The sequence below is a fragment of the Parabacteroides sp. AF18-52 genome, from assembly GCF_003479145.1.
Taxonomy (GTDB): domain Bacteria; phylum Bacteroidota; class Bacteroidia; order Bacteroidales; family Tannerellaceae; genus Parabacteroides; species Parabacteroides faecis.
Map to the genome: position 1 here is coordinate 33,401 of NZ_QUGR01000002.1, position 25,734 is coordinate 59,134.

Consider the following 25,734-nt stretch of genomic DNA (forward strand, 5'->3'; position numbering starts at 1 on the left):
TTAGATACTCTTTTTCTATTATTCGTCTGTTTGCGTAGCAGCGTATGCTTTCAGCAATTTGTCCTGAACATCGGTCGGAACAAGTTCGTAAGCGGCAAACTTCATGGTGAACGAAGCACGGCCACCGGTAATTGAACTCAAGGAGGTTGAATAGCTCGACATTTCTTTCAGAGGAACTTTTGCCAGCAACTTTTCAAATCCCTTTTCACTGTTCATACCCATAATGATGGCACGACGACCTTGCAGGTCACTCATTACATCACCCAGGTAATCGCCGGGAACGGAAACTTCTACATCATAAACAGGTTCAAGGATCTTCGGACCCGCTTCTTTAAAGGCAGTACTGAAGGCATTACGACCGGCCAGCATGAAAGAAATTTCATTACTGTCAACCGGGTGCATCTTGCCATCATAAACAATGATGCGCACGTCACGGGCGTACGAACCGGTCAACGGTCCCTGTTCCATACGTGCCATAATACCTTTCAGAATAGCCGGTAAGAAACGTGCATCGATGGCTCCACCAACGATACTGTTAATAAATACCAGCTTACCACCCCAGTCCAAATCAATAGTTTGCGTATCACGTACGCTAATTTTAAATTCTTGTCCGCCAAAACGATACATATCCGGAGCCGGCATACCTTCGTAATAAGGTTCCACGATCAGGTGAACTTCACCGAACTGACCAGCACCACCGGATTGTTTTTTATGACGATAGTCTGCACGGGCAGCTTTGGTAATCGTCTCACGATACGGAATCTTCGGTTCGATATATTCGATCGGCAGCTTATCATTATTTTCAATTCTCCATTTCAACGTACGCAAATGGAATTCTCCTTGTCCGGAAATAATCGTTTGTTTCAGTTCCTTAGACTGCTCGATCACCCATGTCGGATCTTCCTCACGCATACGGTTCAATATTTCCATCATTTTTTCCGAATCTGCTTCATTGACCGGCTTAACGGCTCGGCGGTATTTCGGATCCGGATATTTGATAAAGTCGAATTTGTAATCGCATCCCTTACCATTCAGGGTATTACCACGACGTACATCTTTCAGTTTTACGGTTGCACCAATATCACCTGCTACCATTTCAGTCACCTCGTTACGGGTCTGGCCGGCAACAGAAAATAGCTGTGCGATACGTTCTTTTGAGCCACGGTCGGCATTCAGCAAATCGTCTCCTTCTTTTATCTTTCCTGATATCACTTTAAAATAGGAAACCTGGCCGATATGCGGTTCTACCGTAGTCTTGAAGAAGAACAGGCTGGTCGGACCGTCTGACACCGGAGTAACCTCCACTCCTTCGGTAGTTACCGGACGAGGCATCTTATCGGTACAAGGCACCACATTACCCAGGAATTCCAGAGTACGGCGAACGCACATATCACGTCCTGCGCAAACACAGAATACAGGGAACATACTGCGGGTCACCAGACCTGCACGGATTCCTGCACGCATATCGTCTTCACTTAAAGTGCCTTCTTCAAAGAATTTCTCCATCAGCATATCGTCATTCTCGGCAGCAGCCTCAACGAGTGCTTTATGAAGCTCCATTGCTTTATCCATTTCTTCTGCGGGAACTTCCAATACTTCAGGCACACCGCCTTCTGGTTTCCAGCGATACATCTTCATCTTCAACACATCGACAACGGCATTGAAAGCTGTTCCTGTATTCACCGGATACTGGATAGGAACGATTTTGCTGCCGAACTGATCTCTCAGCTGGGCTATAGTTCCATCGTAGTCCGCTTTATCGTTATCCAACTGGTTGACAACGAAAATAACGGGTTTATGAAATTGTTCTGTATACCGGAACTGGTTCAGTGTTCCTACTTCCACTCCATACTGGGCATTCAACACCATCAGTGCTGTATCAGTCACGTTCAGAGCGGAAACAGCTCCACCGATAAAGTCGTCCGAACCCGGGCAATCGATGAAATTCAGCTTCCTGTCCTGCCATTCAACACTGAAAACGGTTGAGAACACTGAGTAGCCATACTCTTTCTCAACCGGGAAATAGTCGCTCACCGTATTTCCTGCGTCTACAGAGCCGCGACGTTTTATAACTCCACCCTCGTAAAGCATTGCTTCAGCGAGAGTGGTTTTCCCAGAGCCCGAACTTCCCAAGATAGAGATGTTCTTAATTTCGTTTGTTTGGTATACTTTCATGATATCAGGTAATTTGAGTTTAACAATAAATATCATTACGTGAAATACTCACGAGGCCGCAAATTAGAGAATGTACAGGAAAAAAGCAATTATCTGCCTCCTGTTTGAGAACTATGTTATGTAACAGGCCTATGATTTAAACAATAGAATCATTACTTTTGTCATGAAATAAACAGAAAGTATGGCAGGCCTTTACATCCATATTCCCTTTTGTGCAAAACGTTGTTTGTACTGTGATTTTTTCTCCAATACGGAGATGAAATATAAAGAACCGTATGTCGACGCATTGATCCGTGAGTTGGAAATGCGGAAGGATTATATAGATGGCGAGCCGCTTGAAACGATCTATTTCGGAGGAGGAACACCTTCGCAACTACAGTCGAAAGACTTCGAACGCATATTCAATGCCATTCATCGCTTGTTCGATGTAAGTCATTGTTCTGAAATCACGCTGGAAGCCAATCCGGATGATATGACGCCTGAATATGTGACTTCTCTATGTTCATTCCCTTTTAACCGCATCAGTATGGGGGTACAGAGTTTCAAAGAAGAGGACCTCCGTTTCCTGAATCGCCGCCATAACCGGAAACAAGCTTTACGGGCTGTAGAGTTATGTAAGGAAAACGGCCTGTCGAATATAAGTATCGACCTGATCTACGGTTTACCCGGACAAACATTGGAAGAATGGGAGTCTAACCTCGACAGGACTATCCGCCTGGATATTCCCCATATTTCCGCTTACCATTTAATATATGAAGAAGGGACCGCCTTATATAAATTAAAGGAAGCGGGAAAGATATCTCCTGTTGAAGAAGAGGTCAGCGTAACTCTTTTCACCTCCCTGATCGACCGGCTGACGGCAAACGGCTATCTTCACTATGAAATATCCAACTTTGCACGTCCCGGAATGATCTCACGCCATAACAGTTCTTACTGGACCGGCGAAAAATATCTGGGTATAGGACCGTCTGCCCATTCCTACAACGGAAAAAGCCGCCAATGGAATATATCCTCCCTTCCGGCCTACATCCGGGGGATTGAGAAGGGATTGCCGAACATAGAAGTGGAAGAACTGGATATAAACACCCGTTACAATGATTTCATTATTACCGGACTTCGTACCATGTGGGGAGTCAGTTTAACCGAAATTCAAAGACAGTACGGAAATGACAAATTAATCTATTGTAAGAAGCAGGCCTCCCCTTATCTCAAACAGGGATTACTCGTCCAAAAAGAGGATATTCTCACGCTTTCCCGCAACGGAATTTTCATATCCGATAGTATAATGAGTGATCTTTTATGGGTCTAAAATTAACAAAACAGGCCTCCGAAACAACGAAATGGCGGGTTATTCGTACAAATTCTGCACATTTTTACTATTTTTGAGAAATAAATTGTACAACATATAAAACTATTATCTATATTTGCCCTGTCAAAAAGCAGCAAATAGTGCCATATTTATATATAATATCAGGTTGCAACGGAGCAGGGAAGACCACAGCTTCATTTACAATTCTTCCGGAAATGTTGAAGTGTAAAGAGTTTGTGAACTCCGACGAGATAGCCAAGGGGCTTTCCCCTTTTAACGCAGATAGCATCGCCGTAGCTGTAGAAGCAAGCCGTATTATGTATAAACGCATTAAGGAACTCATCGCAGCCGGTGAGACTTTTGCAATGGAAACTACGCTCGCCACCCGGTCAGTCGCAAACCTGATCAGGGAAGCACAAAGGGAAGGTTATTATGTTACATTGTTGTATTTCTGGTTGAATACGCCGGATCTAGCAGTGGAACGGGTAAAAATGAGAGTGGCCGCCGGTGGTCATAACATACCGGAGAGTACAATCCGTCGCAGATATGAGGCGGGTATCCACAACTTGTTTGAACTATATCTCCCTATTAGTGATTATTGGATGATAACAGACAATTCTATGTCTCCGATGGAAGTAATAGCCAAAGGATTCAGGAAGGATAAAAAAGAGATATATAATTCGGATATTTACACTAAACTTGAACATCATGAGTGAACAAGAAGTAAGAGAATTTGAAGAGAATATAGTAAAAGGTGCCAATATAGCTTTTCAACGCTTAGTTAACCAGAAAAAGAAAGAAGACGGAGAATTAGTATTCTCACGTAACGGATATATTTTCCGCGTTAAAGCGGCTGATCTGGAAAAAGGCATATTTTAATTATTTCAGAATATAAAAAAAGCGAGTGATCATCGATCATTCGCTTTTTTTATTATACTCAGAAAGGTTTACTTTCCTTCTATTCAACCAGTTCCATTTCCTCCAACAGGTAACTTGCTCCGGCATATTTGTCTATCAGGAACAAGACATAACGGATATCCACAATGATACTGCGCTGATAATCGGGCAAATATTGGATATCGCCTCCTACACCTTCCCAGTTACGGTCGAAATTAATACCGATCAGTTCTCCGTTCGCATTCAATACCGGGCTTCCCGAATTACCTCCGGTCGTATGTGTCGTCGCACTGAAGGCTACCGGCATTCTTCCGTCAGCCAGTTGATAACGACCGAAATCTTTAGCTTCATACAAAGCCTTCAAACGGCCCGGAACAACAAATTCCCAATTTGTCGAATCCTCTTTTTCCATGACACCGTCAAGAGTGGTCTGGCAGTTATAATAGACTGCATCCTTCGGACGATAGCCTTTTACTTGCCCGTAAGTCAGACGTAAGGAGAAATTGGCATCGGGAAAGTTCGCTTTATCCTGATACATGGCTAACAGGCCTTTCACATATTCCCGGTGTGCCAGGGCATAGCCGGTGTCAAAGTCTGCCAATGCTGCATTCAGGTTCGCCTTTTCTTCCTGTACCGATTTGGCAAAGAGAATCATGGGATCTTCCTCGAGTACCTTAACAGACGGACGTATTTTGAACTTTTCAAAGTTCTCTTCACTTCCGTAGATAGACTTTTCGAAGAGATAATCGACAAAGCGGTCGACATCACCTTTGAATTTTTTATCGATCAAAGCAAAGTAAGCTGGTTGCGACTTGGCTGGTATCAGGCGGCGATATTCTTTCAACATCACCTTAGCTATCTTCCGGTCTACTTCCGGCGAATAGTCTTTATCGGCAAAGCGGTGATAAGACATATCCAGCAAACGTATCTGCTTCTGCTGTTCGTTACGGTCTTTCCCTTTCAGGACATTACATACGGATTGTACTTCCGCCGGTACCTTTGTAAACTCGATACCACGAAGGATCGCTTCATCCAACATCCAGCTACGAAAACGCAGGTCTTTACGGTCGGAAACGATCTGTTCCAACGTGGACAAAGCTTCGGGATAGGTTGCTTCGTTATTCTTCTGTGCCCAGGCAATCAAAAGGTCTTGCTCCTCTTTCTTTACCTGCTCGAAATTACGCTTTTTAATCGCCCAGTTACTGCCGATCGCATTTTTATAGGCATTAGTCGATCCGGCATATTTACTAGCATACTGAATACGGACAGAAGGGTCTTTCAACATTTCATCCAACATGACTTCCTGGCGGAGATTACGAATATTGATACGGACCGTATTGTCGATATCACGGCGTTCTGCGACTTCCCAGGAGGTATAATATTTATTGGTACGGCCGGGGAAACCCATCATCATCGCATAATCGTCTTCCTCAACGCCCTTGATAGAGATTTTAAACCAGCGCTTCGGACGCAACGGGACGTTCGACTCAGAATACTCTGCCGGATTACCGTTAACATCGGCATATACACGGAATACAGAGAAGTCTCCGGTATGACGCGGCCACATCCAGTTGTCGGTATCGGCACCGAACTTACCTACAGATGAAGGAGGAGCACCTACCAATCGGATATCCGAATAGATTTTCTTCGTGAACATATAATATACGTTACCTCCGTAGAATGCTTTGATCTCGACATCCGTCCCGGGGTTATCCTGCAGGAACTTCTCGCCGACCTTGGTTTTAGCCAGTCCATTCAGATATTTGGGAGAGAGGAAATTCATGCTGTTCGGATCGGTGTCTTTTGTCAGTTCCGCCTTTACATAATCGGTGACATCTTCTATCTTATCAATGAATGTGACAGTCAAGCCCGGATTCGGTAATTCCTGGTCGCGGGAAGCTGCCCAGAAACCGTCCGTCAGGTAATCATGTTCCAGCGTACTGTGCTGCTGGATCTGACCATATCCGCAATGGTGGTTAGTCAGCAGCAGACCGTCCGGCGAGACGATTTCACCCGTACAACCTCCGCCAAAAATGACGACAGCATCTTTCAAGGATGCAGAATCGGGACTATATATATCATAGTCTTGCAATTTAAGTCCTAGTGCCTGCATTTCGGGAAACTTCTGTTGCTTGAGCAACGGAAGCAACCACATACCCTCGTCCGCTATTGCAGGCAACGATAAGGCGGCAGCCAGGACAGATAATAAGATTTTCTTCATGGTGTTTTATTGTTTAAATTAATATTGTTTCTTCGCCCACCCGGTATAGGGTTCTTTAGTCAACATCGAATTGTAATACCTGCGGTCGCCACTAACTTCCTCTCCTATCCATTCCGGTTTTTCGAAAGGTTCGTCTTCGGAGGCCAGTTCTATTTCGGCCATGATCAGTCCTTCGTTGGCTCCGTGAAAAACATCGACCTCCCAGGTATGTTGTCCGGCACGGATCAGATGACGTACTTTATCTATGGCACCCGGCTCACAGAGTTTCAACAATTGCTCTGCATCCGTCAATGGTATTTCCTGTTCGAACTCATAACGGCTCAACCCTTTATCGTCCGACGGACCTTTAATAGTCAGATACCCTTTATCGCCACGGATACGAACACGTACCGTACGACCGGGTTGGGAACAGATATATCCCTGCACAATCCGCTGAGAACTATAGACATCTTTCGAGAAGTCCCCTTTAACAATGAATTTTCTTTCTATTTCGGTTGCCATAGTTTATTTATTATCAGAATTGAATGTTACTTTTCTCTTGAAAGAAAAGTAACCAAAAGTTCAAGGCTGCACCTACCTCGCTACTCCGCATCCTGCGTTCGCTGTCGCCTCCGAAACTCGCTTCGCTCAAACAGCGGATGCTCCGGACGCTCTCTCCGAATGCTACGTTTAACGCTCACCAGCTGATGCCTTTCAGAGAACGCTTTGCGTTCTTTTATGATTGCTTCGGGAAGAAGGAGCCTCCTTAAAAATACTCCGTACTTTCTCTTGACTCTCTCCTTTTAAAACAGTTTTTCTTCAGCAGGGAAACTGTTGCCGACAGTGTCGGCAATATTGTCGACAGCGTCAGCAAAATTGTCGACGACGTCGGCAAAGCTGTCGAGGGCGTCGGCAACAACTTTCCTGCAAGGGTAACATGACTTACCCGGCACTTATCCGTTATATATCAGGAGCTAATCTTACTTGATAGTAACCATAGTAGCACCAAAGCCATACTCACGGAAAGAAGCATCCTGATAATAATACTGTTTGTATCTTGTTTTCAGTTCTTTTTCTATCGCCTTACGAAGCACGCCGTCACCTTTTCCGTGGATGAAGACAATCTTCTGTCCTTTATGATTGGCATACTTACCCAATACTTCGTGGAACTTATCCAACTGATAAGTCAGCATATCCGCATTGCTCAGGCCATTTGTATTATCCAGCAGTTCAGTTATATGCAGATCGACTTCCAGCACAGCAGTGTCAGACTTCTTCTTTACGATAGGCTGCGGCGCATGACGTTCTTCCTGGACTTTCTGATACATTGCTTCCTTTAAATCTGCAGCGGAAACAAGCAGTTCCCTCTCCGGAACATCGTTACGGACAATTGGATAAACCATTGCATCTTCTTCGAAGAAGTCATTTTCCATAAAACAATGCTGCTTGTAGAACTTCACCGTATCAAGATGCAGCTCCACAGAGATGGAATTCTTCAGGGAATAAGGCTTATCTTTCTTGAAAGCGATCAACTGCACGCAGATACGTTCAAGGTCATTCAGATCTTCTTTGCCAAACTCTTCCAGGAAGATTTTCGTATTCGGTTCTATCAGGCCATTATAGCGGCTGATCCAGCTATTGTTATGGCGGTTCATATAATTAAAGAGCAGATAGTAGTTACTGTCATTGATGAAGTAAGTTTCATAACCGCTCTGCTGCATCACCTTGGTCGGTTCGAGGGGAAGATAAGCCAGATAGATATTCATCCGTTCTCCTTCGGCAGTTTCCTCGATCTTCACTTCTTCAGGCTTCGGTTGCGGTTTGGGGGCAGATTGTTGAACCTGAACCTGCGGTTGTGCTTTCGGACGGTTCGAGCTATGTACCTGCATTTCATTTTCTCCACCTACCACTACGCATTCGCGGATCAGTGCGGGGACTTCAAAACCGTCTTCATCCTCTACCAGTACCTGATCCTTCCCTTTAAAACTACGTACGATTCCGCCTCCTGTGGTATTCAGGAAACGGACTTTATCTCCGACTTTTACAGTATTCATCGTTTTATTATTAGTGTTATGAACACAAAAGTAATACATTTCCCACACATTTGTAGTACTTTTGCAGCCGGTTCGATAAGAACGTATCCGAAAACAGAGATAGCAATGGTTACAAAAACTCAACAGATAAGTATCGAAGATTATAACTATTCGTTACCTGATGAACGAATAGCAAAGTTTCCCCTGCCCAAACGGGATGAATCCAAATTATTACTTTACCGGGACGGAAAAGTAGGCGAAAGCGTTTTCAAGCATATTACCGATTATCTGCCGGAAGGTTCACTGATGGTATTCAACAATACCCGCGTCATCCAGGCACGGTTATTATTTCAGCGTGCGACAGGAGCACAGATCGAAGTATTCTGTCTTGATCCTGCTGTGCCACATGATTATGAACTTATCTTTCAGGAAACAGAAGCATGTAACTGGATTTGCCTGATCGGGAATGCGAAGAAATGGAAAGAGCCTGTTCTTTCACGCGAGATAACCGTTGCAGGTCAGACTGTCAGACTGTCTGCCGAGAAAGTACAAAGCTACGGAGAGACACACCAGATCAGGTTCAGCTGGAGCGGAGGTTTCAGCTTTGCTGAAGTACTGGATGCTGCGGGCGAGCTTCCCATACCTCCTTATCTGCACCGGAAAACAGAAGAGAGCGACCTGAAGACGTATCAGACTGTTTATTCAAAAATCAAGGGTTCGGTTGCCGCACCGACGGCTGGGCTTCATTTTACCCCGGAAGTGCTGGCAGATCTGGAAGCCAAAGGTTTCGGCCGTGAAGAGTTGACACTGCATGTCGGAGCCGGAACATTCAAACCGGTCAAAAGCGAAACGATCGAAGGGCACGAAATGCATACCGAATATATATCCGTACGCCGCAGCACGATCGAACGGGTCATGCAGAACCTGGGACATATTATCGCCGTAGGGACAACTTCCGTCCGCACGCTCGAAAGCCTTTATTATATCGGTACGACACTTGCCGCCAATCCGGAAGCGACTTCCGAAGAGTTGGTCGTCAAACAATGGATGCCGTACGAGGAAGGCAATAACCGGCTGACAACCGCAGAAGCCCTGCAGAACATACTCGACTATCTGGATAAACATCAATTGAACACCCTGATTACGGCTACCCAGATCATCATTGCCCCCGGCTATGAGTTCAAGATTGTAAAAGGCATCGTGACCAACTTCCACCAACCCAAAAGCACCTTGCTCCTGCTTATCTCAGCTTTCGTGAAAGGGGATTGGATGAATATATATAACTATGCGTTGGGACATGATTTCCGATTCTTGAGTTACGGGGATAGTTCGCTATTATTATAATAATGAATATACGGTTCAGGCAATATCCTTTCAATCCATTCGTTATTACATAGTATAAAGATTATCCGGTGATGAATAAGAAGATTACTCCCTATATATTACTGTTTTTAACCGCTTTACTGTTGTTTTCCTGCAAATCAGCCAAGCTGAGCGATGCGGAAGAGAAGCAGCGGATCGGCGAATACTTTGAGGCAGCAGCTATCTATCGGAAGGTTTATACGAAAACATCTCCTCAGAAAAGAGACTTACGCGGGTATATCGCTTACCGGATGGCGGAATGTAACCGTCTCATTAATAATACACCAAGAGCGACCAGCGCTTATATGAACGCATTGCGTTACGAATATCCCGACAGCATCGTAAGCCTGCGCCTGGGACAGATGTACCAGAAAACCGGCAGATATACAGAAGCTATACGTTACTACAATGATTTCCTGCAACGAAATCCGGAAAGCGAACTGGCCCTCAATGGTATCAAAGGGAGCGAACTGGCTCCGCAATGGAAACAGAATCCGAGCCGTTATATCGTTAAGCGGATGGAGAAATTCAATTCCCGCCGCGGCGACTTCAGCCCGATGTTATACGGCGACAAATACGACCAGCTTTATTTCACCTCTTCCCGTACACCTAAAGGGGCAAACAAAGACAAGGATGAGACGGTCAGTGCTATCACCGGCATCAGGAACAACGACTTTTTCCTGGTCAAGCAAGATGAACAAGGCAACTGGCTTGCTCCTGTCGAACTGGAAGATGAAGTGAATACCGAATTTGACGAAGGAACTCCTTCTTTCTCAAAAGACGGAAACACGATGTATTACACCTATTGCGCACAAGACCCGGAGGGACCGCGTACTTCTGAAATTTACGTATCTACCCGCAGCAGCGCCAAATGGGGTAAAGGGACACGTGCCAGTATTGTGAAAGACTCAGTGACAGCTTTAGGTCATCCGGCCATTTCTCCTGACGGGAAATACCTTTATTATGTATCCGATGCTGTGGGAGGTTTCGGAGGAAAAGATATTTTCCGTTCCCGTCTTGTAGGCAATGATTTCGGTCCGATGGAAAACCTGGGACCGGAGATCAATACTCCCGGCGACGAGATGTTCCCATACGTACGCGACTCCGTCACGCTCTACTTTGCTTCTAACGGACATCCGGGGATGGGCGGCCTCGACCTTTTCAAAGCGACCCAGGACAGCACCGGCAAATGGCATGTCGAGAACCTGAAAGCACCGATCAACTCGATGGGAGACGATTTCGGTATTACCTTCGAGGGGAACAAGGAAAAAGGATTTTTCAGTTCCAACCGTAACGATGCACGCGGTTATGATCACCTATATTCGTTCGAACTTCCTATTATAACCATATTTATCGAAGGTATTGTCTTCGACGTGGATGAAAATCCGATCGAGGATGCAACGGTCCGTATTGTCGGTAAAGACGGTCTGAACGAAAAGGTTCTGGCAAAGAAAGACGGTACTTACCGGGTGGAACTGGAACGCGATATCCGTTACGTCATGATGGCTAGTGCCCGCGGTTACCTCAACCAGAATTTCGAACTGAGAACCGGACCGGAAGAGAAGAACGAGACTTATATCGTAGACTTCTATCTTTCCCCGATCAGCAAACCGGTCGTTATCGAAAATATCTTCTACGATTTCGATAAAGCAACCCTGCGCCCCGAATCGCAAAAGGCACTGGACGAAATGATCAAGATGCTGAACGATAACCCGAACGTGACGATCGAGCTGGGAGCACATACCGACCGTAAAGGTAGCGACCAGTATAACGAACGCCTGGCACAACGCCGTGCCCAGTCGGTAGTGGATTACCTGATTGCCGGAGGCATCGACAAAGAACGTCTGGAAGCCAAAGGATACGGTGAAAGCGTTCCGAAGGTGATCAATAAGAAAATGGCTAAAAGCTTCGACTTCCTGAAGGAGGGGGATATACTGACGGAAGAGTTTATCCTGACGCTGACTCCCGAACAACAGGAAATGGCTGACCAGATAAACCGCCGTACAGAATTTAAAGTTCTCAGAACAAACTATAACTTGTTCTAAAGGTATCGTTATTCCGTTTTGCTTTTCGCCAACACTTCGGAAAAGGAGATGGGCCAGTCTATAGCACTCATCAATGTTTCGAAAGCCAGACGACAGTTAAGCGGAGTAACCATATATTCGGAATACAGATCGCACACGGTCAATGCCAGCATCATCTTGACGTTGTAATGTGCCCCTTTCAGAATAACCAGGCTTTCCAGGACAGCTGTTTCCCGTGCCTTCTCAAAATCCTGCTCCGTCAAAAGGATCTTATTCTGTAACTGTTGAAAATGCGGACAATCAGATACGGGTGTATAGCCATCCATTCCCTCTGCAATATCCAGTAAAACCCGGCAAACAGCAATCCGTTCTCTTTCTTTAGGATTCATATAGTAGATCAAGCCGCCCTGTTTCCCTTGTTTGGCATTTTATATAATAAAGAAGCGTGGGAACTGTTAATCCATTATTCGGAACTGAGGTATCGCCAAACACCCATCGAACAAATAATAAGACAACAGCCCACGCCCTATTGTATATACAGGAGTATATATAACAAGCGTGAGCGTTCAGTTGTCTATCATCTTCGTTCGACTAGAAACTTGGCGATTTTCAGTTCCAAAGATAATATCTTAAACGCTTATATGTCACTCAGCAAATGAGCAGCCGAAACTCAAAGGGCCATTCATCTGTTGAACGGGACAAAGATAGCTAAAAGCAATAATATATATTCTTTGCAAAGAATTATTAACAAGAAAAAAAGGCCACCTGTAATAGGTAGCCTTTCTTTTATAGCAAAATAGCGATCTCGGTTGTTAATCAACCGGAATCATTCCACAGTAAATTTATAAATACATTCGCTGGTATACTTTTCTCCCGGGTTAAGAACGACACTCGGGAAGTCCGGATGATTAGGCGTATCCGGGTAATGCTGTGTCTCCAGACAGAAAGCTCCGCGATGCGGATAAGTCACGCCGTGCTTGCCGGTATCTTTTCCATCCATAAAGTTTCCGGTATAAAACTGGATACCCGGTTCGTTGGTGTATACTTCCAGAGCGATACCGCTAGTCGGAGAGTAAGCCTTAGCTGCCAATACATTCTTGTCACCGTTTGTATTCAGTACCCAGTTCAGGTCATAACCATGACCGAACTGTAGCTGCTGGAACGGATCGTTGATCTGCTTGCCGATAGCGACCGGAGTACGCAGATCCAGCGGAGTTTCAGCAACAGGGCTGATACCTACAGGGATCAGGGTGCTGTCAACCGGCGTATAATTATCCGCATTGATCATAACCAACTGATCCAACACATTGGAACCGGGAACGCCGGAAAGATTGAAATAACTATGGTTTGTCAGGTTCACAACCGTTTTCTTGTCCGTCGTTGCTTCATATTTGATATCGACAGCATTATCATCCGTCAATGTATAAGTTACTTTGATATTCAGATTTCCCGGGAAACCGGCTTCGCCGTCTTTCGAAAGATAAGTCAGCTCCAAAGACTGGTCGTTCAACTGTTTAGCATCCCACATACGGGCATGATATCCCTGAGGACCACCATGCAGGCAATGCATGCCGTCATTCTTTGGCAACGTATATTCCGTGTCGTCCAACGTGAATTTAGCCTGGTTGATACGGTTTCCATAACGTCCGATCAAAGCTCCGTAATTACCGTCCGACTGCACATACTGGTTGATATTGTCATATCCCAGCACGACATCCGTCATTTTGCCATTCTTATCAGGGACCATTACGGATACCAGTCGTCCACCGTAGTTAGTAACGCAAGCTTCTGCCCCATTTTTATTCTTCAACACATACAAGGCGGTAGGCTTTCCCTCCACTTCCGATACGAAATCAGACTTCATTAAACCGGAAATTGTAGCCTCTTCTTTTTTTTCGCCGCATGACAACAATAAACACATTGCCATAACAGCCATACACAGTCTTTTCATTTCAAATTGATAAATTAAAGTGTTTGTTGGATATGGGGCAAATATACACCATTCTGACCAGAATATCCTCCCTACACCGAATAATAATATCTTTTAACGAATCCGGAACTTCATCGTTTGCATTCCCTCTCTTCCTTCGATTCTCAAGGTATAGACACCCATAGAAAGAGATGACAAGGAGACTGTTTCTCCCGGATGACGAGAGTGAAAGACCAGTTTTCCATCCATTGCGTAGACTGCCAGGTTATTGTAATTGCCGTCCAAATACAAGATATTATCCACAATAGACAGACTACCGGCAGGCAAACTAATTTTTTCCGTCGATACCGGATCTTTATATACCAGATCAACACGCTGTACCGACAGAGTGTTATTCTCTTTTATCTTACTACGGTTACGGTAATCTGCTCCCGAAAGTGTTATATTCATCTTTTCGGGTATCTCATCAGAATAATAATCGATCGGCACAGAAATACGTGTCCAGTCGGACAGTTCGCCCTTTATTTCATATTCGGCTTTACCGATCAGGGTAACGGAACCGTTCTCCGCCAGCACATCTTTCTCGTTGTCGATCAATTCTTTATCATCAGGACTGGAAGATACGACTGTTCCTTTCCACAGATAAAGAACAATCCAGGCAGTCTCTTCCGACACTGCTTTACGTTTGAACACGCCGACTATCGAATCCGGACGATGGGTAAATTCTATTCCTCCCGTCGTACCTCCGTCACTTTTGGAGATATCCGAGATATTGGCATATACCCACGGAGTACCTAAAGAGATATAAGCCGGCGCATTCGAGCCCATCCCGAACAAACCGACGAACTGATTGGTTAACAGAACAGAACCATCAGAACTACGGGTTACCAATTCTTTCTTTACCCCCATCTGACTGACATTCGAAGCTTTCCATCCGGCCGGCTGCTTACCGACTCCATTATAACCAGTCTCCCACTCTGCGGAGAAATCACCATTCGGAATGGATTGTGCACTGAGATAGCAACAAAACGCAGAGCTGTTAATAATCAAAATACAACATAAAAGCCTTAGTAGATTTTTCCTCATAATACTTTGTTTTATAGTGATTTATACTACAAATATATAAAAGCCCTCCGAATATTCATCCGGAAGGCTTCTCTTTTTATCTATATTATCTCTTTACCGGTGAATCTGCATTCGCCAGTGAAAAGACATATGTCATCAATACAAAACTACTTCTTTATGATCCGAACCGTCTTCGCTTCGCCATTTGTTAAAACGATACGTACCAGGTAATAACCGCTACGCAACTGGCTCAGGTCGATCATCTGTTCCGGATTCTTAATAAGCTTCTGGAGCTTACCGGCTGCATCGACTACATAGATCGCTTCCACCGGAGTTTCAGATACAACTGTCGCATTATACTCTACGATCGTAGGATACAGGCCGACACCCTGCAAAGTGATAGATTCATTACCTACTGAACCTAGTTTCACATTGAAGATTACAGAATCGCGATGTGCCAGATGGTTGGTCGACTCCGGTATAGTGATGTAAACCTTACTTATGCCTTCACTCTTACCGATCACATGTACACCTTCCGCATGTTCACGCAAACCTGCAATCTGGATCGATTCGGCAGCATAAGAAATCTTAGCCGGAGATTCGCAGCTTGCATACAACAGAACAGAATCACCTACCATGACAGTTGTCGATTCTACAGAATACTGAAGACCGGCAGCCGCTTTGGCTATTGTCAGTTTTCCAGGCACCAAAGTAACGGCATAATTATCTTCATCTGAACTCAGACAGTCGATAGTCAGGTCGTAAGTACCGGCATTGACAGGTTTCACATTCGTCTTCACAGTATACAGGAAGTTCAATACATCCGGATTATCACTACCGACAAAACCTTCGTATGCAGGTGTCAGTTCAGGAATTTCATCACCGTAAACGATATTGACCGTGCCCGCCTTGATTGTCAGAATGGCTTTCGAAACGGTAAGTGTTCCCGTACCTCCTACTACTGTATAGTTTGTACCCGGATCACCGCCTTCTACATATAATGTATAGTTACCGGCTCCGGTAATCGTACCGGCGACTTTTACAACAGGAGCAGTTGCTGCCCTGAAATCGTCGCTGCCGATAAATCCGGAATAAGTATATTCGAATGTTGCCGGTAACTCTTCACCATAAGAGATCAACGCATCTTTCGGCTTCACATATACTTCGCGCGGTTTGATCTGCATCTTTTCCTTGCGGACAAGCAGGTCGGAACCATTATGTTTCACAAAGATAGAGATGTTATAGATACCCGCTTCAACCGGCAGATCAGGATCGCCGTCGTAAGTAATGATCGGATTATATGTCGTGATACCTTTCAGGTCTGTCAATTGTACATCGGCTGCTTTCGGCGTACCGTCGTAATCGAATACCATATTGCCCAGAACGACATTGTAATCAGCTTCGTTCTTCAGACGTACTACTTTAAATACTTCCGATTTCAGTGCTTCCTCCTGTCCGGATTCTGCATTGTAACGGGCAGTGATTGTAACACCTTCGTCACCGGTCAGGTCTTTTGCACGCAGATACCAGATACTTTCTACCTTTTCAACCTGGATCAAAGCCGGATTGGAAGATTCGTAAGTGATCTGAGAACCTTCGGCAATTACAGTCGCCCCCTGTTTTACTACAGCATTCAACCGTACAAGGTCGCCTACGATCAATTCGTTCTGTATCGGAGTCCAAACCATGACATAGCTGTTATCCGGATAAATCTGATAACGGGCTTTTCCTACAATTGTAATTTCATAATTCGGATTTTCCTCATTAATAGCGGTAATACCCGTCAGTTCGTATGTGCCTACCGGCAGGATACCTTCCGGACGGTTATTGATAACCAGGTTCTTGATACGGTTACCGACAGTTACCGTCGCCGTTGAATCCAGATTGTTCGCCGATTCGTCCAGTTTGAAACCTTCATAAGAAATGAATTCTTTCTGAACCTCTGCTTTGTTAAATTCAGGATCGGCCGAAGCATAAGCTCTCTTGATCGTATCCAGACGGATGATCAGTGGTGCTTTCGCCACTTCCAGACGAACGCTGTCGTTCGTTTTAGTACCCGGAACCAATGTATTCATAAGCAACTTATAATTACGATCTTTCGCCACAAACGGAGGTTGAACAGACTTGTCTTCCGTAACTACCTTAATCTGCAAAGTATCGTTATAAGATCCTGCATGCAGGGTGTTATCGGCAGCAACTGGCTTAACGACTACTTTCGGCATAAAGTCGATAATATCGTCAGGAGTACTTGTTGTCTGATATTTGGCATCAAAGATAGCCAGACCACGTTTCTTGTCGGCATCGTTCGGTTCGAATGTCCAGGTCGTGTCCTTATCGGCTTCACCGTATACGCGGTCTACGATCACTTTCCAGATAGCCAGTTGACGCTGGTTGATCAGGAATGAACCGTCGACAGTCTTGAACGCATAGTTCAGAGAAGAAACCTTGTCGATATTATCCACTTTGGCAACATACAGGCTGTCCTCTTTCTGATTCGGTTTTTCACGTTTCAGATTCACCTCTGTCTTTTCAGTCGCTTTCTTACCTTCGTAATCGTAATATCCGGCAAGTGGAGCAACCTTGAAACCTTTATCGCCTTCAGCCGTTGCAGAAATATAATTCACCGCCTCAGCAGCTTTAGAGAAAGCATAGGAAGGAGCTGTCACAGCAGGTTTCTCCGCTCTCTTTTTCAGCCAGAAGTATCCGTCCGGATTCGCTTCACCATAGATTTTCTGCATGACATTGACAGATTTAGCATCTATAGTTACTGCCTGATACGCATCAAAGACCGTAATGGTGATCGTATCTTTCTTCACTTCATACTTTCCGGCAACAATTGCCTGGATATCATAATTGGACAATCTCCATGTAACCCGAGTGGTCGCAGCTTCCGTCAGCTCATAGCTGTATGTACCAACATCGCTTTTAGGTTTATTTACCGCAGCTGAAACAGCCGTATGAACGACAGCCAGATTATCCCCTTCAAACAAGCCTTCCAGAGTCTGCTCATTCTTCAACTCGCCAGCCGTTATAACAAGTTCGCCAGCCGGAATAGTTCCGATATTAGCGTCATCGTATAAACGGACACTGTCGGGTACAGCCAGTGTAAGAGGAGCTTTTTTAACAGTCTGCAAACCTCTGCCTTCCTGCCAGGTATCAGACCAAACCAGCAAATTCAGTGAATAGTTGGCCGCCTGACCACCGGTCAGTTCGATCACATAAGTTCCGGGAGCCGAACTTTTATCCGCAGCAGAATAAGAGACAGTCGGCAACACATTCACCTGTGAATTGGTGAAAATGGCTTCCGTATCTCCATTTACAAATCCGTCGAACACAAAGTCTTTGATAGACCAGGGCGTTACCGGATTCTCATCTCCATAGAAACGGCTGGTATCCTTAGCCGCAATATTCAACTCAGCGGGATCCACCGTAAGAGGCATACTTGTAAATGCACCTTCCCGATTACTGACGAAGAACACGACATTGCTTGAATTTGCATATTGAAAATAATCGGTCAGATTATTCGCAACAAAGCCCAGCGTTTCCCCACCGCTAACTGTCGGCGTTGCTGAAAACTTCAGGACATCAAGAGCCTGCGTCGGAGCTTTAAACGTTACTCCTTCTCCGATATTACCATGTACACTTCCATCTCCATTCACATAGAAGTAGTTGAAACTGGCTCCGCTAATACCTCCTGCCACCGTTCCCAGTTCCTGACCATAGGTCATCGCTAACGGTGTATTGGCATTGAAACTCACATATATAGTATCAGGAACAGCTGTCTGTGCCTGCATGATACCGCCTGAAACGAGCATCAGGGGAAGCAGCATAAGCTGCTTCCTCGATGTTAATATTGATTTAATATATTTCTTCATACTAAATTAGTTTTACAGGTTACTTCTTAATGATCTTCACAGATTTGAATGTTCCGTCTTCCAATGTCACATTGAGCAGATAAATACCTGATCCAAATGATGACAGATCAATAACAGATCCCGGTTTGCGAATAACTTTCTGCACCGTTCCGTTCATCAATAGTAATTCTACTTGTTTGATCTCAGACGGAGCAGCAACTGTCACAGAGTGAGTAAACAGTCTCGGATAAACTTCGATATGATCAGTTACTGTGATCTTTTCATTATCGACAGACAGATATTCATCGTCTACCAGGAAGGTTACTACCACAGGTTCAGCAGCATTATAGTTCTTGTTACCATGCTGCATAGCTGTAACCGTTACCGTACCGGAAGTAACCGGAGTCAGGATCCATGCGTCTCCAATCTGGTTCACATAAGCAACAACGTCGTTAGACGAATTGAATGTAACCGGAAGTTTACTTGAAGCAGTCGCTGTAAGGATCACGTCGCCACCTTCTACGTCTATTACGCTTTCAGGGTTCCAACTGATTTTCTGCGAAGCAGCCTGCAAATTGTACTTGCCGTCTATATAAGAAACTTCGTAGTTATCGGATGTATAATTATCAGAGAATGTGATCGGATAAGTTCCCGCATCAGATGTTCTTGTTATAGTAGAACTGATACGCGGAGCAAAACCGAGGTCTTTCAACGTTTCACCATTCACGAAACCTGTAGCAGTATAAGTCAGTTCTTCCAGTTCTTTACCGTAAACAGACCCTTTATTATCGGCCTGGATAGTCACGGCAGCTTTGCTTACATTCAACAGACCGGATACATACGTGATCACATAGTTGCCACCGAAGTCCTGTGCAGAATACGGAGTCAGCTTATACGAACCAGCCTTGCCGCTGTATGCTACGAGGCGAACCACCGGAGCCTGGCCGACCTTGAAGTCTTCACCATTCAGGAAGTCATTCTTGTTATAATCGTAAGCATTTGCATAAGCAGGCATTGCATCACCATACTTTATATCGAAGTTACGGGCTGTTACAACAACCGGCTTCGGAGCGATCACCATCTTGTTCTTAGCTGTGTAAGAATAAGTAACCGAACCAAGCGTAGCTTTTACCGTTACGGTATATACACCTGCATCCACCGGAGCATCCTGTGTTGAAGGATAATAGGTCGGAACCGATCCCAACTGGTCACCTTCGTAATAGATACTGAAATCTTTCACAGCTTCGCCGGTTTCCACATCTGTCACCTTCACGCTAACAGCTCTCGGAGAACCGTCGTAAATGCTGGTTACGTTAGAAACGATCACATTCACCTTCGCGGCATCTCCTTCCGGAGCAACCACTTTGATAGTACCCGTTACAGGGATCGACTCTTCATATGTATCGTCGCCGTCGGCAAATACGGTAATGGTTACAAAGTTGTCACCTTCCGTACGTACATTTCCGGTTACGGCATAAACACCTCTCGATACTTCAGACAGGATCACGCGTTCGCGATCGTTGCCTGACAACTCATAACGGATATCGTAGATAGACGGTTTGCCGTCAGCTTCCGATTTCAGATAAGCAGACAACTCTACTGTTTCACCTACCGGGATCACCAGATTGCGCTGATCTTCCGGCCAGATGATCGTACGACGGATCTTATCGATCGACAATACACCGTTTTCGTGAGTCACTGCATAGTTACGGGCTTCTCCTTCTACCGTGAAGTAGATATCATAAGAACCACGTGAATCAGATTTAGCATCTGTTGCCACTTTCGGCATTACCGAGAATACATCAGCCAGGTTTTCATATTCGTTATTCTTCAAACCGATATATTCGATTTCAAGTTCAGGATTACCTGCACCGTATGCACGGTTGTAACTGCATGCGCGAACGATCAACGGCGCTTTTGTCACTGTCAGTCCAGCATTCACAAGAGTAGCACCCGATATATTGAAGTTCGGAAGCAACGCTGCGATCTGAGCAACAGCCGAAGAAGTAAAGCGCAATTCGTATGTTCCTACGTCTGTCTTCTTATTAACACCGGACAAATCCAGCCAGCTCGTACGGTTTACCTTTTCACCGTTCAACAACTCAAGTATCTCAGTACGGAATGTATCGGACAGGTCGCCTGCCACATCAGCATATACGTCTGCATCGGTTGCATCTTCACCATATTCACGGGTTACCGAGATGGTTAAGATCAAATCTTCAGCTGCCAACGGAGCCGGAGTCACCGTTACTTTGGCTTCTGTTTCGCTTGCAGCAAACTTAACACCGATAACCGGAGTCAACATATCTTTCACCATCGCATCTACTGCACGGATCTGATAATCACCTACCGCCGCTTCTGCTTTATAAACATTTTCGTCGACCGGCAGGATTGTTTCGAACAAATCGATCACATTCTTTTCGGCTAACAATTTCGCTTTATTCAACTTCGGTTCTGCCACGAATGTTAACTTAGTACTCAGGTCGGTATCTTTTGTTACTTCCGTACCATATACTTTCGTATAAACCTCTTTACCTGCTTTTATCTCTACGGTAGCCGGAGTCACTTTCAAAGTCGCCAGATCTGTATCCAACTGGATCTCGAAGTTTCCGATAGCCGCCTTCAAGGTAGAAGCATCTATGATACGAAGCTTGTAAGTACCCTGTGTAACATTATTCCTGATAGAATCGACCAATACACTGTTTAAGGTATTACCATGGAACTGAAGTTTATTGTTACGATACAACGCCCAATGCAGTTTGTTGTTTTTGAACAAAGCATTCCAGCGATCCTTAGTCATCGCAGCCGTCGGATTTTCCGGATCTTCTTTCAAAGAGACAAAGCCGAATCCATAATCATCAGCCACCAATGCCAAATCTGCCAGCTCATATACAGGAGCCGCATTGACAATACTCCAAACACCTTTCAATTGTTCTTCGTTGAATGTTATTACAATACCCGGAGCAATCACCTTCACAGCGTTAACTGCAGTTACCTCATCCGTTTCATCTACTTCTGCACCTTCTATTTCATAAACAAATGTATAGTCGGCGGATGTAAGGTCAATCGTATAACTATAATCACCGATCACAGGATTCTGTTTATCCAGCTGTGCCTTTGTTGTAATCAAATCAACAACCAATGTATAATCGCTCTTAATCTTGCTACCGTTTAAAGCAACGATATCATCGTAAATCTGCTGAACAATCTGTGCTTTTGTCGCTTTACCGAAAATAAATGCAGCTTTCGCAGCACTTCCTTCTTCGGCTGTTGCAGCCAGATAAGTAGGCAAAGTGATCGTCAGTTTACGCTGGCCGATCTGTACAGAGTTCTGTACATTGTGGAAATCACTACCAAACTGATCAACAAGCAGGAAGTTCGGCAACAAGGCCGGATCAAGAACCTTCACCATATAGCCGTAGTCACCGTTTTTAGGCATTGTTTCGGTTGCTTCAGCCGTACAATCAGCGGTAGTCAGCATAACCTGGAACAAATCTGCCGGATTTTCGAAACAACCATAGCTGCTCAACAGACCTTCGTTTGCAGCCAGGAACTGGCTAAGGATATCGGCTTCGATGGCCACCTTACGCTTTCCGTAACGGTAGAAAATATCGGTCGGGAATACGAACTCTACCGGAGCTTTGTTCACGACCAGAGTCTTAGCTCCTGTTTCACTTATTTCAATATTATCCGTCACTTTCTGAACGAATATAACCGAATAAGTATATGTATTGACCGTAACCGTACCTTCTTCTACCATATTATTGATTGCTACAGTGAAGCTCTTCAACGGTTTAACGCCGGTCTTAGCCACCAGTTCGAAGAATTCCTGATTGGCGGGATCTTCCAGAACTGCTTTCTTCACAGAATCCAGTAGAGCGACTTTCGTGTTGATATCCTTGTAAGTCACGTCGACCTGCGGTAAAGTGAGTGTACGTTTGGCCTTCACGATACGGAGAGCCAGTTTCGCGATCGCGTCATTACCGTTCACTGTCAGATGGATACTGGACGGAGCCGTATAATTTAATGTATAATACTCTGAGAATTGCGTATTGGCACCAGCAACCACTTCATAACCATACAGGTCGGAAACCTGCGGATAGCTTTCACCGGCAATGCGTACCGGAAGATTTCCTGTAGAAGTTTCGTTGTTGATCAGGTAAGCCTTCACACCCCAGTTATTCAGGTTAGGAACAGTAACACGTTCCGCACCCGGAGTCAGTCTGAAATCATTCAATAAAGCCTCCGCATATTCATCGGCAGTCTCTCCGAACGGACGTTCCCACAATGGCAGTTGCACATTGACCGGCAACGGATATTCCGCCAGCGACTGACCGTTGTCCGTTAACCGTACCGAACGGGCATAAGTAGCTGTTGTATAACCAAAGAGTTCTATCGGGATAACAATACCGCCATCTTCATTCGTAAACTCTATCTTCTGTATATTATCATTCGGACTGAATACAACCGTATAAGAATAAACGTCTCTACTCATTGTCGGAACTAACGTCAGACTGGAGATATAAGCTCCCTTCATATCCGGATTCTTCAAAAGCAGGTCAGCCAGGATCGCTTTCTCGATCATATCATTGGAAGCACCTTCTTTCTTGAACTCATACTTGTAAAGTTTCACTTTTGCGATCGGACGCGGAGTAATATTTACAATACCTTCGAATGTCGTTGAATTATACTGCTGTCCGTTCACAAATACCTCTGAGAAGAGAACATCCAGATCGGAGCTTAACGTCACGCGATATGTTGCTGTTCCCATATTTTCCCTGATACGGGTATTAGTGATCTGTACATTCGCTATATACTCGGCCACAAACGGATTAGCCAGATAGATATATTCGCGTACCTTTTCTGCAATCTGCTCACGAGTCATATCCTTCACATATTGAACGGTATATTCACCGAATGTGAAATCGATAGTCGGACGAGGAACGATAGCGATGCTTCTCGAATAAGTTATTTCAATAGTCGTTTCTTTATTCACTACATTGATACGTGGATTTGCAGGAGTTTCAATTTCCTGCAGCGTCGCACTCTTATTGATAATAATCTTATAACCGAACGAATCGTCTGTTTCTGCGATCGCATTCTTATTGCTCAGATCATTATTGATCAGACGCACACTGAATGTTTCGTTCCCCAGGACACCTGCATTGCGTACCAGCAAGTCGCTCTTGATACGACGGATGACCGCTTTCGGAAGCATATCTTTTTCGTAATTGATCTGATAGTTGCCCGGATAAGCCAAAGAGTGAGTAGTAGGCAATGTCGTTACAAACAACAGAGAATTATTAAATGTACAAACATTTCCATTCACCACCAGATTGGCACTCGACACATTTCCATCCGTAACAAAATTCAGATTAGTCTGGGACAAATCACCCTGAACCGTTACTTTATATCCGAGTTGGGTATTATCGGCCATGCCGGATGAAACTGTACCTCCGGTTACTTCTATCTGAGGAACAAGCCCCTGATCTACCATATCCGGATTAATATCCTGGATCAGTCTTTTCAGCATTGTAGCCACTGCTGTGTTGTCGTTATAATCACCGATGCGGATCGGACTCGATAGAAAATCTGGTAATTTAACCGGCAGCGTATTCTTACCTATGGCAATTGCATTTGCAATATCGTAACTCCACTGTGCAGTGTTCAGAGAAATACTGGCTCCGCCTACACCGGCAGAAACATTACTTCCTTCACCATAATTAGGCAACAACACCACACGGTAACTATATACAGCACCGGGGGATAACGGACCAGAGGTCACTTCATTGGTGAAATTACTGTTTGAATACACTTTTATTTCGGAAATAAAATCATCCGAAGAACTGATATTGTTTGTGATCAGTCTTTTGATCCGGTTCAGATTGATATTGGAAGCCGGATCCAGTTCTCCCAGTCCTCCCACCTTTTCGGCAAATACGGGGAATACCGTATTATCGATAGGTTTCTCTTTTACAACCAATTGTTTTGTAGAAATATAAGAACCGGTCTCTTGCTTTGTACAATTGGCCAAAGTCGGTTCATAAGCGAACTGACCGGTCGGTGGAAATGTCACGACCACGTCATACTTTCCGGCCTCCAACAGGTTACTTCCGGTATATTGGACAGAAGCACCGTCTTTAACCAGAAAAACCGAAGCATCATTAAATGAAACTCCGGGCATATCGAGCACCTGTATTTTGGTATACAGGTCGCTGACAGATGTACCATACACATAATTTCCCCAGTTAGCCGGGAACTTCAAATTACCGACAGCCTGACGAGCTTTGATCTCGATCGCCAAGGGCACGGTAACAGTCACAGCCCCTCCTGTAGGTCCATCGACCCGATTGGGAGTTATAGGATTCTGGTCGATCGCCCGGAAAAAGTTAAATGTTCCGGAAGATGCGGTTATATTAAAGGTATAATTATAACTGCCGGCAACCAGATCGCCGGTATGTGCACTTCCGCCACCTCTGACGGTGACATCTGAAACAGTTGCCGATTCGCCACTCTGGTCTACGACATCCTGTATTAAACTTTGGATATGGGATTTTAGCTGTTCTGCATTTGCCTCACTGGTTCCTTCATAATAAGACAAGACATCTTTCACGGGGACATAAATGTCTGCTGCAATCGCCTGTGTAATATACCCTCCCAACAGAAGCACGAATATAAGTAGTCGCCTACTCACATCGATCAAGTATACTTTTTTCATACGCCATTATTTTATTTTGTTTATACTTCAATCAATAGATAGTAAGTGCTTATAATCAAGTTAATTAAAATAATACAAACCCTGACAAATAAACTCCGCCAGGGTTTGTATCCGCTTTCATTCTTCACAGAGCTAAGGCGGAAGAATTTATATTTCATTACTTTAGT

General features: G+C 44.7%; 15 protein-coding genes. 5 read left to right on the forward strand and 10 right to left on the reverse strand.

Going from position 1 to position 25,734, the window contains the following annotated elements:
- Positions 1-18: 18 nt before the first annotated feature.
- A complete protein-coding gene (locus DWX23_RS03920; RefSeq protein WP_122373912.1) occupies positions 19-2,175 on the reverse strand; it encodes a translation factor GTPase family protein in 2,157 nt (718 codons plus the stop codon).
- Positions 2,176-2,356: 181 nt separating this feature from the next.
- Here DWX23_RS03920 and hemW point away from each other — a divergent pair, with 181 nt between their 5' ends.
- The 3 genes from hemW to DWX23_RS24950 all read left to right on the forward strand — a co-directional run bounded on the left by hemW (position 2,357) and on the right by DWX23_RS24950 (position 4,363).
- Positions 2,357-3,484, forward strand: a complete 1,128-nt coding sequence (hemW, locus tag DWX23_RS03925; protein WP_122373520.1) for a radical SAM family heme chaperone HemW — start codon at positions 2,357-2,359, stop codon at positions 3,482-3,484.
- Between the two features lie 140 nt (positions 3,485-3,624).
- Entirely contained in the window at positions 3,625-4,200 is a 576-nt protein-coding gene (locus DWX23_RS03935) for a zeta toxin family protein (protein WP_122354831.1), read from the forward strand.
- Positions 4,193-4,363, forward strand: a complete 171-nt coding sequence (locus DWX23_RS24950) for a hypothetical protein (RefSeq protein WP_165359785.1) — start codon at positions 4,193-4,195, stop codon at positions 4,361-4,363. Before DWX23_RS03935 ends, DWX23_RS24950 begins: the two co-directional genes overlap by 8 nt.
- 79 nt (positions 4,364-4,442) lie before the next feature.
- On the opposite strand, the gene DWX23_RS03940 is transcribed toward DWX23_RS24950, so the two are convergent.
- The 4 genes from DWX23_RS03940 to DWX23_RS03950 form a co-directional block, all read right to left on the reverse strand.
- Positions 4,443-6,602 carry a S46 family peptidase gene (locus DWX23_RS03940; protein ID WP_122373521.1) on the reverse strand — a complete coding sequence of 720 codons (2,160 nt, stop codon included), beginning with the start codon at positions 6,600-6,602 and terminating at the stop codon, positions 4,443-4,445.
- 18 nt (positions 6,603-6,620) lie between these two features.
- Positions 6,621-7,103, reverse strand: coding sequence for a CYTH domain-containing protein (locus tag DWX23_RS03945; RefSeq protein WP_122373522.1), 483 nt, complete (start codon positions 7,101-7,103; stop codon positions 6,621-6,623).
- A 281-nt stretch (positions 7,104-7,384) separates the two neighbouring features.
- Positions 7,385-7,534, reverse strand: coding sequence for a hypothetical protein (locus DWX23_RS24850; protein ID WP_158607048.1), 150 nt, complete (start codon positions 7,532-7,534; stop codon positions 7,385-7,387).
- A 27-nt stretch (positions 7,535-7,561) separates the two neighbouring features.
- On the reverse strand, positions 7,562-8,635 hold the full coding sequence (locus DWX23_RS03950; protein WP_122373523.1) for a DUF2027 domain-containing protein: 1,074 nt from the start codon (positions 8,633-8,635) through the stop codon (positions 7,562-7,564).
- Between the two features lie 105 nt (positions 8,636-8,740).
- Between DWX23_RS03950 and DWX23_RS03955 the strand changes: the two genes are divergently transcribed.
- Together DWX23_RS03955 and DWX23_RS03960 are read left to right on the forward strand one after the other, a co-directional pair.
- Positions 8,741-9,958: an S-adenosylmethionine:tRNA ribosyltransferase-isomerase gene (locus DWX23_RS03955; protein ID WP_122373524.1), complete on the forward strand. Its 1,218-nt coding sequence runs from the start codon at positions 8,741-8,743 to the stop codon at positions 9,956-9,958.
- A 71-nt stretch (positions 9,959-10,029) separates the two neighbouring features.
- A complete protein-coding gene (locus DWX23_RS03960; RefSeq protein WP_122354821.1) occupies positions 10,030-12,021 on the forward strand; it encodes an OmpA family protein in 1,992 nt (663 codons plus the stop codon).
- An 8-nt stretch (positions 12,022-12,029) separates the two neighbouring features.
- On the opposite strand, the gene DWX23_RS03965 is transcribed toward DWX23_RS03960, so the two are convergent.
- The 5 genes from DWX23_RS03965 to DWX23_RS03985 form a co-directional block, all read right to left on the reverse strand.
- Positions 12,030-12,401 carry a hypothetical protein gene (locus tag DWX23_RS03965; RefSeq protein WP_229800978.1) on the reverse strand — a complete coding sequence of 124 codons (372 nt, stop codon included), beginning with the start codon at positions 12,399-12,401 and terminating at the stop codon, positions 12,030-12,032.
- A 425-nt stretch (positions 12,402-12,826) separates the two neighbouring features.
- A complete protein-coding gene (locus DWX23_RS03970; RefSeq protein WP_122373526.1) occupies positions 12,827-13,951 on the reverse strand; it encodes an aldose epimerase family protein in 1,125 nt (374 codons plus the stop codon).
- 93 nt (positions 13,952-14,044) lie between these two features.
- The gene (locus DWX23_RS03975) at positions 14,045-15,016 is read right to left on the reverse strand and encodes a T9SS type A sorting domain-containing protein (protein WP_122354815.1); all 972 of its coding nucleotides are present in this window, start codon (positions 15,014-15,016) and stop codon (positions 14,045-14,047) included.
- A gap of 146 nt (positions 15,017-15,162) precedes the next feature.
- Positions 15,163-18,870 (reverse strand): MBG domain-containing protein, encoded by a 3,708-nt coding sequence (locus DWX23_RS03980; RefSeq protein WP_122373527.1) that lies wholly within the window; start codon positions 18,868-18,870, stop codon positions 15,163-15,165.
- Between the two features lie 19 nt (positions 18,871-18,889).
- Positions 18,890-25,567: an MBG domain-containing protein gene (locus DWX23_RS03985; RefSeq protein WP_122373528.1), complete on the reverse strand. Its 6,678-nt coding sequence runs from the start codon at positions 25,565-25,567 to the stop codon at positions 18,890-18,892.
- Positions 25,568-25,734 lie beyond the last annotated feature (167 nt).